Below are 12,829 nucleotides of genomic sequence, written 5' to 3'. Positions count from 1 at the left end.
CGCTGTCCGCCCCCGTTCCCTCCTCCGGGTCCGCCTGATCCTTCCCTGCGCCCCGGAGACCTCACCCAGGAGTCTTCCGGTGCCCCGTTTTCGCCTACCCGATTCACCCGATCGTTTCGACGATGCCGACGACCTGCACGACCATTTCGACCAGCTCGAACCCCGCCGCCGGAACCGCCGGCCACCGCTGCCCGCCGATCTGCCGCCCCGGGTGGTGGCCGAAGGCAAATCCGGCCACCAGAGCCCGGACATCGACCTCGGCACGCCGCCCGGTGGGCCCGGCTCGACCGACGAAAGTCCCTACTCCAGCTACGATGTCGCCGCCCACGGGCCGGCCCCGGTACCCGATTGGCTGGTCACCTCGTTCTCGGCCCGGGACACCCGGCTGGGGGTGATCAAGTCCGGCAAGGAGGCCGACGTCGCCCTGTTGGAGCGCGCCGTACCGGGTGGACCCGGTTGCTTGCTCGCGGTCAAGACGTTCCGCGACGCGCACCACCGCATGTTCCATCGGGACGCGACCTATCAGGAGGGGCGCCGGGTCCGACGGTCCCGGGAGACCCGGGCGATGGCCGCCCGGACCGGTTTCGGCCGCGAGCTGCTGGCCGGCAAGTGGGCCTCGGCCGAGTTCACCGCGCTGGCCACGCTGTGGGACGCCGGCGCCCGGGTGCCCTACCCGGTGCAGCTGATCGGCTCGGAGCTGATGATGGAGTTCATCGGCGACCCGGACGGCACCGCGGCGCCGCGGCTGGCCGCGGTGCAGGCCAGCACGGCCGAATTCACCGAGCTCTGGCACGACCTGGTCGGCACCCTGGACGTCCTGGCGCAGTGCGGTCTGACCCACGGCGACCTGTCCCCCTACAACGTGCTCGTCGACGACACCCGTTGCGTGCTCATCGATCTGCCGCAGGTGGTGGACCTGGTGGCCAATCCGTCGGGGTCGGATTTCCTGCACCGCGACTGCCACAACATCGCCGAGTTCTTCGCCCGGCGGGGCGTGCTGGCGGCCGACGCCTCGACGCTGGCGCTGCGGCTGAGCGGACTGGCCCTGCCCTGACCGAGCCCTGGGTTGAGCCCGGCCCGGCCCGCGCGGTGGGATGGTTGAATGCCGGTGGGCCCGCCCGCACGCGGGATCACCGACTTGGACCGTCCCGGAATCGAGGAGTTCGCCGTGAGCCTGGATCGACCCGTCGCCCCGGATCCGTACGCCCTGCTGCCGGAGGTGGGCTCGTTCACCGTCGCCAGCCCGGACATCGCCGACGGCCAGGAGGTCGGGCCGCAGTTCCGGTACGGGCCGGACGCGCCGAGCGGCGAGAACCTCTCGCCCGCCCTGCGCTGGTCGGGCTTTCCGGCCGATACCCAGTCGTTCGTGGTGAGCTGCTTCGATCCGGACGCGCCGACCCCGGCGGGCTTTTGGCACTGGACCCTGGTCGACATCCCGGCCTCGGTGACCGAGCTGGCGCGCGGCGCCGGCAGCGCCGGCGGCCCGCTGCCCGACGGAGCGTTCCACGTGCGCAACGACTTCGGCTCCGCCGGCTACGACGGGCCGGCCCCGCCGCCGGGTGACCAGGTGCACCGCTACTTCTTCGTCGTGCACGCGGTCGACGTCCCCACGCTCGGGCCGGACGCGAGCGCGAGCCCCACCGTGGTGGCGTTCAACCTGGTCTTTCACACGCTGGCCCGGGCCGTCATCACCCCCACGTTCGCCTACTGATCGGCCCGTCCGGACCGGAGCCGGACCTGCCGGGTGGCCGGCGCGGCGCGGCGTCGTAGCCTGGCCGCATGCACTTCGACCTGGTGGTGGTGGGTTCTGGTTCGGGCAACACCATTCTCGGACGGGAGTTCCGGGATCAACGGGTGGCCCTGGTCGAATCCGGGGCATTCGGTGGCACCTGCCTGAATGCCGGCTGCATCCCGACCAAGAGCTTCGTCTACCCGGCCGACCTGGCCGACGCGGTCACCCGGGCCGACCGGCTGGGGCTCAAGGCCACGGTCGCGCCGGTCGACTGGGCGGTGCTGCGGGACCGGATCTTCAGCCGGACCGACGAGATCTCCGCCCACGGGCTGGAGTACCGGCAGGGCGACAAGTGGCCGAACCTGGAGATGCTGACGGGCATCGCCCGGTTCACCGGCGTCAAATCCATGGCGGTGGACCTGACCGCGGGCGGCCGGGTCGACCTCACCGCCGACCGTTTCGTGCTGGCCGCCGGCGGCCGCCCGGTCATTCCCGACATCCCCGGGCTGGACGAGGAGATCGTCGGCGAGGGTGTGGTGCACACCTCGGACACGATCATGCGCATCGCCCAACGGCCGGATCGGATCGTGATCATCGGCGGTGGCTACATCGCCGCCGAGTTCGCCCACGTCTTCGACGCCTTCGGCTCCCGGGTGACCCAGGTGGTCCGCGGCTCCCGGCTGCTGCGTCACCACGACGAGGACGTCGCAACCACGTTCACCGATCACGTCCGGGCCCGCTACGACCTGCGCCGGGACACCGAGATCTGCGGCATCAAACCGCTCGACGGGCAGGGCGTCCGGGTGTTCCTGGAAGGCCCGTACGGCGAGGCGACCGTTGATGCCGACGTGCTGTTGCTGGCGACCGGCCGCCGTCCGAACTCGGACCTGCTCAACCTGCCGGCCACCGGCGTCACCGTGAACGAGCAGAGCCGCGTGGTCGTCGACGAGTACCAGGAGACGGTCGTCCCGGGCATCTACGCGTTGGGCGATCTGAGCTCGCCGTACGCGCTCAAGCACGTGGCCAACCACGAGGCCCGGGTGGTCCGGCACAACCTGAACCACCCGGACGACCGGATCACCACCGACCACCGCTTCGTCCCGGCGGCCGTCTTCACCGAACCGCAGATCGCCGCGGTCGGCCTGACCGAGCAGCAGGCCCGGGAGCAGGGCGTCGAGTACGTCGTCGGCCGCCGCGACTACGGCGGCACCGCCGCCGGCTGGGCCCGGGAGGACACCACCGGATTCGCCAAGGTGCTGGCCGACCCCAGGACCGGCCTGCTGCTGGGCGCGCACGTCATCGGGCCCGAGGCCGCGACGGTGATTCAGCCCCTGGTGCAAGCGATGTCGTTCGGACAGCGGGCGCACGACGTGGCCCGCGGCCAGTACTGGATCCACCCGGCGCTGCCCGAGGTGATCGAGAACGCGTTGCTGGCCCTGCCCAGGCCGACCGGCTGACCCACCGCGTCGGTCCAGCCCGGATCGCCGGGACCGACGACGACGAGCCCCGGCCGGGTGTCCCGGCCGGGGCTCGCCGCGATGGTGGGCAAGGGTGCGGATCAGTACTCGGTCAGGTCGTTGCCCATGTAGCAGAAGGACTCGGCCTGGTGGTCGGAGTAGGTGTAGTACTGCTCGTAGGTGTCGATGTACTCACCGCTGAAGTCGAAGTCGTAGCCGTTCCACTGGGCGTACTGCACGTAGACCATGTAGTAGCCGGGGTCGAACGTCAGGTCCGAGATGTTGTACGAGGCGTAGTAGTCGGCCTCGACCCAGTAGCCGTCGGTCACCCACTGCTCGGTGTAGGAGTCCCAGACCCAGATCTTGGCGAAGCTGCCCGAGTCGGCGTCCGAGGTGCTGGTGAACACCAGCGAGTCGCCCCCGCATTCCACGGTGGTGCCGAACACGGTGTTACCGGCGACGGTATCGGCGTTCGCGGCGCCGACCGAACCGACGATCGCGAAGCCGAGAAACATCGCGGCGGTGGCCACGACGAGTCCGGCGAGGCGGCGGATCAAGGTGCGGGCGGTGGTGGCCATGGTGTCCTCCTGGGGGCGGGATCCTGGTTGTTCGATCTGCTGAACAAAGGATCGGCCGCCCCACTGAAGGCTCACCGAAGAACGACTGAAGGCCGGCTGACCGCCCGGCTCAGGCGGGCTCGGCGTCGAGCTGGAAGGTCAATTCGGTGCCGCCGATGCGGATCCGATCCCCGTCGCGCAGCAGATGGCTCTCCACCACCCGCTCGTCGTTGACGTGGGTGCCGTTGGTGGAGCGCAGGTCGGTCACCGTGAAGCCGTTCGCGGATTCGCCGATCACCGCGTGGTAGCGACTGACCTTCTCCCCGGCGATCACCAGGTCGTTGTCGTCCATCCGGCCCAGGCGCAGACCCCGGCTGGGCACCGGCAACGATTCCCCGGACGGCAGTCGCACCCGGGCCTTGGACAGCACAACCGCGGTCTCGGCCACGGTGCGCTGCATCGACGGCACGGGGGCCGGTCCGGGCGCTGCCAGTTCCTGGCGCAGCACCTGCCGTTCCAGGTCCCGCAGCGCCGGGCTGGGATCGATGCCGAGTTCGTCGTCGAGCAGGGTCCGGATGCGGCGGGCCGCGTCCAGCGCGTCCGCCTGCCGGCCCGAGCGATACAGGGCAGTGATCAGCTGGATCCAGAACGGCTCGCGCAACGGGTACTGGCCGGTGAGGGTGACCAGTTCGCCGACCACCGCCGACTCCATCCCGCAGGCCAGGTCGGCCTCGATCCGGGCCTGCAACGCGACCAGCCGCTCCTCCTCCACGGCGGCGGCGAAGTCGTCGGCGAACCGCAGGCCCTGCAGGTCGGCCAGCGCGGACCCGGACCACTCGGCCAGGGCGGCCCGTAGCCGGTCGGCCGCCTCGGCGTAGCGGCGGGCGGTCAGCAGGTCGCTGCCGGCCCGCGCCCACCGGCCGAACCGGCCGACGTCGACCAGTGCGTCGTCGACGACGACGCGGTAGCCGGGCGACTGGGTGGTGACGGTCAGCAGCCCCGGGTCGGACACCGGGCGCAGCGCCCGGCGCAGGGCGGACACGTGGACCTGCAGGGTGGCCAGGAAGTTGGCCGGCACCTCACCGTCCCAGATCGCGTCGGCCAAAGAGTCGGCCGGCACCACGCGATTGCGGCTGACCAGCAACCCGGCCAGCACGGCCTTGGGTTTGCCGCCCGGCAACGGGATCGGCCGGCCGTCCAGGCGCAGCTCCAGCGGTCCGAGCAGTCGCACGTCCAGCGTCGGGGACACGCCACCGGCCTCGGGCGGGCCGGGGTGCGGGGGCGTCACCGGCGAATCCTAACCAGGGCGACCCGCCGTCCGGGCCCGGACAGGCAAGAACCCCGGGGCGCGGCGTGCGGATCCGGGGTTCTTCGCAATGTCGTCCGGACGAACGGCGTGTCGACCGGCTCTTGTTCAGTTGTGGCGATCGGGGCGTCCGAACCGCTCTGGTCCTGAGCTTGCTCGTCGCGGCCCCGGGTGTCTGCGTTGTGAAACTAACGGTCGTAGCGGACGTTGCCGTCGGCCGGCCGGGGCGTATGTCACGCTGGGCCGGTGACGCAGCTCAGTCGAGGCGCGAACGCGCCACTGTCCGCCCGTCGGTTGACCCTGTCCGTGCGCGGAGCCCGATCCGGAGTCGTCGACCTGATGGCGTTCCAGCTCACCGCCGATCGCCTCGTCCGGACCGACGAGGACCTGGTGTTCTTCAACCAGCCGGCCTCACCAGAGGGCGGCGTGCGGCTGACCGCGCCGGATGGGCTCACCCTGGACCTGGCGGCCGTGCCTGCGGTGATCGAGACGATCGCGATCACGGTCGCGCTGGCCGACGATCAGCCCGGATCACTGGCCGGCATCGCCGGCCTGGGCGTGGGGGTCGAGCCGGACGGGATCGACGTGCCGGCCCTGGGGCTGACCAGCGAGCGTGCGGCCGTGCTGGCCGAGGTGTACCGGCGCGCCGGCGAGTGGAAGCTGCGTTCGGTGTCGGCCGGCTGGACCGCCGGGCTGGCCGCCCTGGTGCGTGAGCACGGGGTGCAGGTGGACGAGGAACCGCCGGCCGCGGCCGCCGCCCCGGCCCCGCCGGCGGCGGCCCCGGTGGCAGTTCCAGCTCCGACCCCGACCCCGACCCCGGCCGGCCCGCGTTCGGTGCCGGGCGAGGAGCGGCTGTCGCTGGTCAAGCGGCAGACCCTGGACCTGCGCAAGAAGGAGGTGCACCGGGTCCTGCTGACCAAGGGGGCCGACGCCGAACGGGTCCGGGTGGTCATGGTCATCGACAAGACCGGTTCGATGTACCAGGAGTTCCGAACCCGGCTGATCCACCGCGTGGTCGAGCGCATGGTGCCGGTGGCGATCCAGCTCGACACCGACGGCAGCCTGGAAACCTACTTGTACGCCAAGACTTTCGCGCGTCTGCCGGACCTGCGGGTGGCCGACCTGGAGACCTGGCCGGAGGAGTTCCTGCACCTGAACGGCACCCACGGCGGGATCAACTACCGCAAGCTGGGCGGCAGCAACGACGAGATCCCCATCCTGACCGAGCTGTCCGGCACCGCCCGGCGCGGCGACCCGGCCACGCTGGTGCTGTTCTTCACCGATGGCGGGTTCTACAAGCGCAAGGAGATCACCCGGGTGATCCGCGAGGCGTCCGCCAAGCCCATCTTCTGGCAGTTCGTCGGCATCGGGGCCAACGACTACGGCCTGCTGGAAAAGCTCGACGACATGGACGGGCGCGAGGTCGACAACGTCGACTTCTTCGCCCTCGACGACATCGATCAGGTCACCGACGCCGAGCTGTATCGCCGGCTGCTCGACGAGTTCCCCGGCTGGCTGCGGGCCGCTCGCACCAAGGGCATCGCCGCCGCCGCTCACTAACCCGGCCGAGTGTGCAGAAACGGCCCTCATTCTCGGGAATGGGGGCCGTTTTTGCACACTCGGCAGACCGGGGGGCCCCCGCGGGTGCCGCGGGGCGCGTGGACGGTCAGGGCAGGGTCAGGATCTCCGCGCCGGTGTCGGTGACCACCAGGGTGTGCTCGAACTGGGCGGTCCACGACTTGTCCTTCGTGGTCACCGTCCACCCGTCGTCCCACAGCTCCCAGTCGATGCCGCCCAGGGTGATCATCGGCTCGATGGTGAAGGTCATGCCTTTCTCGATCACCGTGGTCACGCTGGGATCGTCGTAGTGCAGCACGACCAGCCCGGAGTGGAAGGTGCGGCCGATGCCGTGCCCGGTGTAGTCGCGGACGACGCCGTAGCCGAACCGCTTGGCGTAGGACTCGATGACCCGGCCGATGACGTTGAGCTGCCGCCCCGGGACCACCGCCTTGATGGCCCGCCGCAGGGTCTCCTGCGTCCGCTCCACCAGCAGCCGGTTCTCCTCCGCGACCGCCCCGGCCAGGTAGGTGGCGTTGGTGTCGCCGTGCACGCCGTCGATGTAGGCGGTCACGTCGATGTTGACGATGTCCCCGTCCTCGATCACGGTGCTGTCCGGGATGCCGTGGCAGATCACCTCGTTCAACGAGGTGCAGCAGGACTTGGGAAAGTGCTTGTAGCCCAACGTGGACGGGTAGGCCCCGTGGTCGCAGAGGAACTCGTGCACGGCCGCGTCGATCGCGTCGGTGGTCTGCCCCGGCTGCACCAGCTTCGATCCCTCGAACATCGCCTGGGCCGCGAGCCGGCCGGCGAGCCGCATCTTCTCGATGATCTCGGGGGTCTGCACCCAGGGGTCGGTGCTGGGGGCCGGACGGTCGCGGCCGACGTACTCGGGACGGGCGATGGCGGCGGGCACCGACCGGACGGGGGTCGGCCGGCCGGGCCGCAGGGCAGTGCGCAACATGACCACGAGACTACGACCCGTCAGTGGTCTCAGGACGGCACGGCCGCCAACAACCGGGCCACCACTGCATTGGTATTGATCGAATCCTCGCCGCCGACGATCAGAGCGGCGAACGCCAGGTCGCCGCGGTAGCCGATGGTCCACGCATGAGCATGGGTGGTGCCGTCGGCGGCGGCGAATTCGGCCGTCCCGGTTTTGGCGTGAACGTCGTCGAACGGCTCGAGGCCAGCTCCGGTCCCCTCGGTGACCACCGCACGCATGAAAGTGCGGACCCCGTCAGCGGCCTGGGCCGGCCGCTCCGGCGCCGGCTTGTCCACGGTCGTGGACGTACCCCGGATCAGGGACGGAATCGGCATCGCCCCGTGCTGGGCAGTGGCGGCCATCAAGGCAGCGCCAAATGGTGAGACCAACACCTGACCTTGGCCGAATCCATTCTCGGCGCGCTGGATTGCCGACGGCGCGTCCGGCACCTTCCCGGTCAGCGTAATCACCCCGGGGATGTCGAAATCGAGTCCGATGCCATAGCTGGCCGCGGCGGCGGGGAGCGCGTCCGCCGGCATCTGGGTGGCCAGGTCGGCGAAGGTGGTGTTACAGGACCGGGCGAAAGCAACGGTCGCATCGACGGTACCCAGTGCGAAGTCGTGCGAGTTGTGCACCGCCCGACCGTCGACCGTGAAGACACCTGGGCAGCCGACCGGCAGGCCCGGGGCGATCAGCCCCCGTTCGAGCGCGGCCGTCGCCGTCGCCACCTTGAAGGTCGAGCCGGGTGGGTATTGCCCCGTCAGCGCGGGTGTGCCTTGCGCATTGGCGGCGATGTTCTGCGCCACCGCGATGATCTCACCGGTCGATGGCTGCAGGGCCACCAGCATGGCCGGCTTGTCCTGGTCGGCGATCGCCGCCTCGGCCGCCTGCTGGACCGCGGAATCCAGGGTCAGGGTGACCCGTTGCCCGGGCACCGCCGGATGGTCCTCCAAGGTCTCCAGCACACCGCCGGTGCTGTCCACGATGACCACCGACCAACCGTCCGTGCCCTTCATCAGCGGCGCGGCCACCGGGTCGACCTGGGCCAGGATCGCCCTCGCGAAGTCCCGGGTCGGCGGCAGATTGCGGACCTGCGAGGGGTAGCTCAGCCCGGTGATGGCGTCCAGCTGCGGCTTGACCTTGAGATAGTCCGGTTCCCGCAGGTTGATGACGGTGTAACCGACGCTGGCCGGGTCGGCCGGCGGTGTCCCGTCACTCGGCCCGCTCGATGCGGTCGCCGAGCCCGAAGCCGGGGTGGCCGCCGCGGCGGCCTCCGCCTGGGCCTGGGTGACCCCGGCAACGATCCCGTCCGCGGTCAGCGTGGGATCGATCGGGGCCAGGGCGGCGACCAGCGCGGCCGCGGCGGCCGGCACGTCCGGCGTCTTGGCCGGCAGCAACACCACCGAGTACACGGTGACCGGCTGCACGATCCGGTTGTTGTTGCGGTCGACCATCACGCCGGGTTCGGCGGCGGTGGTGTGCGCGGCCAACGTCTGCCTCTCCCCCAGCTTCGGGTGGATCACCGACGGCGCCCAGTCGATCTCCCAGTCGCGGTCCTTCTTCCAGGTCCAGGTGGCCGGGTACGTCCAACTTCCGGCGTCCGGCAGTTGCCAGGTGAAGGAGACTGTCATCGTCGCCTGGGTGGCGCTGACCCGGCTGACCTCGCCCGGGGTGATGGTCAGCTGATCGGGCCGCAGGTCGTTGGTGACCTGGTCGAGCATCAGGGCGGCGGCCGCCGGGCTGGTGGTGTAGTCCGAGGCGGCGTCGAAATCCATCTGCTGCCACGCCTGGACGAAGGCGCCGACCCGGTCACCCGGACCGGGGTCGCCCTGGTTCGGGTCGGTGGTGCAGGCGGCTAGCACGCCCAGAACCAGAGCCAGCACGAGCACCGGGAAGGAACGAGGGGCCCGGCGCGATCGTGTCGTCAGAGCCCGGAGCGCCATGGGCCCCAGTATCCCCAACGGTCCGCCGGGGCCGTGGCTGCGACATCCCGAACGCGCCCGGGTCAGAGGCAGGTGTGCACCCGCACCGTCGTCCCGCCCTCGTTGGAACGCACCTGGACCAGGTCGCACAGGTCGTTGGCGGCCAGCAGCGCCCGGCCGCGAGAGCTGTCCTGCCCGGGCGGCCGCCGGCCGATCATCGGGTCGCTGACCGGCGTCGGGTCGTGCAGCTGGCAGACCAGGTCGCTGCCCTGCTGCCACAGCTGCAGCATCTGATCGGGTCCGGTCTGCGCCTCACCGGACTGTGCAACCCCACGCAGCGCGGCGGCCAGGCCGGCCGCCCGACGCCGCGGCACCCCGGACGCCTCCGCCCACCGCCGCACCCAGTCGGCGACATGGTGCCCGGCGGCCGGATCGACCACCAGGTGCCGGATCGGCGCCGCGGGCGTGGGCAGGGTCCGGCGGAACAGCTCGGCCGCGTGGTACGCGCCGCCGTAGAGGGTGCTGCCCCGGTACACCCTCGGTTCGACGATCACCGGGTGACTGCGGGCCGCCTCGTCGATGACCGCGGGATCCAGCGCCGACCGGTCGTACGGGCAGAGCATCCAGAACGGGGTGCCGGGCGCGATCGCCAGATTGAGCAGCGACTCGTGCAGCTGGCATTCCTCGATCTCGACGGCCTTGCGGCCGGCCCAGATCGGTTCGCCCACGCCCCGCATCGGTCCGTCGTCCCGATGCCGGCTCAAAAAGTCCCGGCAGGCCGGGATGATCCGGGCCGGATTGCGTCCCAAATCCGTCATGTCGACGAACTCGACCGCCTGGGCCGCGGAGCCGAGCCGCTGGGTCAGGGCCGCCTGCCGGCGGGCCACGACGGCCACCATCACCGGTTGCCCCGCGGCCACCCCCTCCTGGATGAAGGGGACCACCAGCTCGAGAAACTCGTCCTCACCCTGGTAGTAGACCGCCTCGTGGCGGTACCCACGGTGCGCCGATCGACCGGTCACCAGTGCTGGCACGATGAATCCCCCATTCGTCACCCCCTGGCTCACCGTCGAGCCAGGTGTTCGGGCGCACCCCCGCGCACTCCCACCACGACCCTACGATGTCCACCCCCGGCGGGGTGAGGACCGAACGGGCCACGCCGGGTTCCCGCCCGCGGACGGAGCGCCGAATCACCCCGGTCGGGCGGGGCGCGGGGCGGGTCCGACCGCCAAGATCGTGGCCATGGGACTTTTCCGACACCACGATGACGGCCCGGCGCCCCGGCGCTACCAGATGCGCGAAAAGCTGCTCGCAATCGGCGACGACTACTGGATCGAGAACGAGCAGGGCGAGAAGGTCTACAAGGTCAACGGCAAGGCCATCCGCTTCCGGGACACCTTCATCCTCGAGGACAACTCCGGCGGCGAGCTGGCCAAGATCCAGGAGAAGAAGCTCTCCGTCCGGGACAAGATGAAGATCGAGTGGGGCGGCACCGAGGCGGTCGTGCACAAGGCCCTGGTCGGCATCCGGGACCGGTTCGTCATCGACCCCGACAACGGCGAAAAGCTGCACGCCCACGGCAACTTCGTCGATCATGAATACGAGATCGAACGCGACGGCACCACCATTGCCACGATTTCCAAGAAGTGGTTCCGGGTCCGGGACACCTACGGCGTCGAGATCGCCCCCGACGAGAATCAGCCGTTCATCCTCTCCGTGACCGTGTGCATCGACGAGATGGCCCGCGGTTAGGCCGTCCGCGGGCGCCCCTCTACAGTCTGTCGAGCCAGCACATCGGTCGGCCTGGGAGGTCTGTTGAGCAGCGAGGACGAGAAGCGGACCGCCGCCGTGGCGTCGGTCGGCCTGGTCGAGAACGGGATGACCGTGGGCCTGGGCACCGGGTCCACGGTGGCGTACCTGTTGCCGGCGCTGGCCGCCCGCGGCCTGGACATCCGTTGCGTGGCCACCTCCCCGCGCACCGCGACCGCCGCCGGTGAGCTGGGTCTGCGGATCGTCGACTTCAGCGAGGTCGACCGGTTCGACATCGCCATCGACGGGGCCGACCAGATCGCTCCCGACGGCTGGTTGATCAAGGGCGGCGGTGCGGCGCACACCCGGGAGAAGGTGGTGGCCAACGCCGCCGATCGGTTCGTGGTGATCGCCGACGCCAGCAAGCCGGTCGATGCGCTGCACGGGTCGGTTCCGGTGGAGTTACTGGCCTACGGCCTGAGCGCCACCCTGCGCGAACTGGCCCACGTCGTCCTGCGGGACGTGCCGCGCAGCCCGGACGGCGGCGTCATCGGCGACTACCACGGCGACCTGTCCGATCCGGCGGCGCTGGCCGCCCGGCTCAGCGCCGCACCGGGCCTGGTCGATCACGGGCTGTTCCCGCCGTCGATGGTCAACGATGTGCTGATCGCTCGCGGCAGCGACGTCGAACACCGAGTGCTCACCTGAGGCCGACCCGGATCTCGGCTCAGAACAGGACCGAGGCGAAGGTGCCGATCTGCCGGAAGCCGACCCGCTCGTAGGTGCGGCGGGCCGGGATGTTGAAGTCGTTGACGTACAGGCTGGGCGTGCGGCGCAGATCGGCCCGGATGGAGCGGACCACCGCGGCCATGGCCGGGGCGGCCAGCCCGCGGCCGCGCAGCTGCGGATGCACCCAGACCCCCTGGATGAGCGCGACCGACCGGGACAGCGACCCGATCTCGGCCTTGAACATCACCGTGTCACCGTCGAACCGGGCGTAGGCGCGGCCGGCGCCAATCAGTTCGGCGATCCGGGCGTGGTAGCTGCGCCCGTTGTCGCCGCCGCGGGGATCGACACCGACCTCCTCGGTGAACATGGCCACCGCGGCCGGGTAATAGTTCTCGATCTCGTGCGGCCGGACCAGCCGGACGTGCGGGTCGACCGGGCCGAGCGGATCGGCCGGGCAGGCCATCAACGGCTGGTCGGGCCGCAGCTCGCGGGCCGGTCCCCATCGGGGTTCCAGGCGCTCCCAGAACGGCAGCACCCGGTCCGCGGGACCCAGGATCGTCGCGCAGCGGCGGCCGCGCCGGGCGGCGGTGTGGGCGAAGGTGCGCATCGCGGCGGCGTCGCCGGCCAGCGGGACCATCGAGGCCCCGGCGAACAGCAGCCCGTCCCGGCCACCGCCGATCCCCCAGAACTGCCCGCCCATGGCGGCTTCGTTCATGCCGACCTGCTCGAACCGGGCCGCGACCATGCACGAGGACAACGGGTCGGCCGTCAACACCCGGGACACCTGCGTCGCGTGCCCGGGACCGAGCACCCTGGAGAAACTCGCGGTGAGCAT

At 70.8% G+C, this 12,829-nt stretch carries 12 protein-coding genes; 6 read left to right on the top strand and 6 right to left on the bottom strand.

The window, feature by feature from the left end; translation table 11 throughout:
* The first annotated feature begins 133 nt into the window (after nt 1–133).
* The 3 genes from NAMU_RS10925 (at nt 134) to NAMU_RS10915 (ending at nt 3,189) form a co-directional block, all read left to right on the top strand.
* Entirely contained in the window at nt 134–1,054 is a 921-nt protein-coding gene (locus tag NAMU_RS10925) for a serine protein kinase RIO (protein WP_083786022.1), read from the top strand.
* Nucleotides 1,055–1,168: 114 nt separating this feature from the next.
* Entirely contained in the window at nt 1,169–1,711 is a 543-nt protein-coding gene (locus NAMU_RS10920) for a YbhB/YbcL family Raf kinase inhibitor-like protein (protein ID WP_015747465.1), read from the top strand.
* Between the two features lie 68 nt (nt 1,712–1,779).
* Complete coding sequence (locus NAMU_RS10915; protein ID WP_015747464.1) at nt 1,780–3,189, top strand: mycothione reductase; 1,410 nt, start codon at nt 1,780–1,782, stop codon at nt 3,187–3,189.
* 101 nt (nt 3,190–3,290) lie between these two features.
* Here NAMU_RS10915 and NAMU_RS10910 read toward each other — a convergent pair whose 3' ends face one another.
* Nucleotides 3,291–3,767, bottom strand: coding sequence for a hypothetical protein (locus NAMU_RS10910; RefSeq protein ID WP_015747463.1), 477 nt, complete (start codon nt 3,765–3,767; stop codon nt 3,291–3,293).
* Between the two features lie 109 nt (nt 3,768–3,876).
* Nucleotides 3,877–5,034, bottom strand: a complete 1,158-nt coding sequence (locus tag NAMU_RS10905) for a BTAD domain-containing putative transcriptional regulator (protein ID WP_015747462.1) — start codon at nt 5,032–5,034, stop codon at nt 3,877–3,879.
* A gap of 264 nt (nt 5,035–5,298) precedes the next feature.
* Between NAMU_RS10905 and NAMU_RS10900 the strand changes: the two genes are divergently transcribed.
* A complete protein-coding gene (locus NAMU_RS10900) occupies nt 5,299–6,612 on the top strand; it encodes a VWA domain-containing protein (RefSeq protein ID WP_015747461.1) in 1,314 nt (437 codons plus the stop codon).
* A 106-nt stretch (nt 6,613–6,718) separates the two neighbouring features.
* On the opposite strand, the gene map is transcribed toward NAMU_RS10900, so the two are convergent.
* From map to NAMU_RS10885, 3 genes are all read right to left on the bottom strand, one after another.
* Entirely contained in the window at nt 6,719–7,573 is an 855-nt protein-coding gene (map, locus tag NAMU_RS10895) for a type I methionyl aminopeptidase (RefSeq protein ID WP_015747460.1), read from the bottom strand.
* A gap of 29 nt (nt 7,574–7,602) precedes the next feature.
* Nucleotides 7,603–9,537, bottom strand: coding sequence for a penicillin-binding transpeptidase domain-containing protein (locus NAMU_RS10890; RefSeq protein ID WP_015747459.1), 1,935 nt, complete (start codon nt 9,535–9,537; stop codon nt 7,603–7,605).
* A gap of 62 nt (nt 9,538–9,599) precedes the next feature.
* Entirely contained in the window at nt 9,600–10,550 is a 951-nt protein-coding gene (locus NAMU_RS10885) for an MEDS domain-containing protein (protein ID WP_169312484.1), read from the bottom strand.
* Nucleotides 10,551–10,758: 208 nt separating this feature from the next.
* Between NAMU_RS10885 and NAMU_RS10880 the strand changes: the two genes are divergently transcribed.
* A complete protein-coding gene (locus tag NAMU_RS10880; protein ID WP_041368737.1) occupies nt 10,759–11,268 on the top strand; it encodes an LURP-one-related/scramblase family protein in 510 nt (169 codons plus the stop codon).
* 63 nt (nt 11,269–11,331) lie between these two features.
* The gene (rpiA, locus tag NAMU_RS10875) at nt 11,332–11,973 is read left to right on the top strand and encodes a ribose 5-phosphate isomerase A (RefSeq protein WP_015747456.1); all 642 of its coding nucleotides are present in this window, start codon (nt 11,332–11,334) and stop codon (nt 11,971–11,973) included.
* A gap of 19 nt (nt 11,974–11,992) precedes the next feature.
* On the opposite strand, the gene NAMU_RS10870 is transcribed toward rpiA, so the two are convergent.
* Complete coding sequence (locus NAMU_RS10870; RefSeq protein WP_015747455.1) at nt 11,993–12,829, bottom strand: GNAT family N-acetyltransferase; 837 nt, start codon at nt 12,827–12,829, stop codon at nt 11,993–11,995.

The sequence above is a fragment of the Nakamurella multipartita DSM 44233 genome (assembly GCF_000024365.1).
Classification (GTDB): domain Bacteria; phylum Actinomycetota; class Actinomycetes; order Mycobacteriales; family Nakamurellaceae; genus Nakamurella; species Nakamurella multipartita.
The sequence above is the reverse complement of the archived record's forward strand: the minus strand, read 5'-3'. Positions and strand labels throughout refer to the sequence as shown.

Coding starts and splice junctions, on each gene's coding strand:
- NAMU_RS10890 (WP_015747459.1), bottom strand. CDS start 9,537: ATGGCGCTCCGGGCTCTGACGACACGATCGCGCCGGGCCCCTCGTTCC.
- NAMU_RS10910 (WP_015747463.1), bottom strand. CDS start 3,767: ATGGCCACCACCGCCCGCACCTTGATCCGCCGCCTCGCCGGACTCGTC.
- NAMU_RS10870 (WP_015747455.1), bottom strand. CDS start 12,829: ATGCTCACCGCGAGTTTCTCCAGGGTGCTCGGTCCCGGGCACGCGACG.
- map (WP_015747460.1), bottom strand. CDS start 7,573: ATGTTGCGCACTGCCCTGCGGCCCGGCCGGCCGACCCCCGTCCGGTCG.
- NAMU_RS10880 (WP_041368737.1), top strand. CDS start 10,759: ATGGGACTTTTCCGACACCACGATGACGGCCCGGCGCCCCGGCGCTAC.
- NAMU_RS10915 (WP_015747464.1), top strand. CDS start 1,780: ATGCACTTCGACCTGGTGGTGGTGGGTTCTGGTTCGGGCAACACCATT.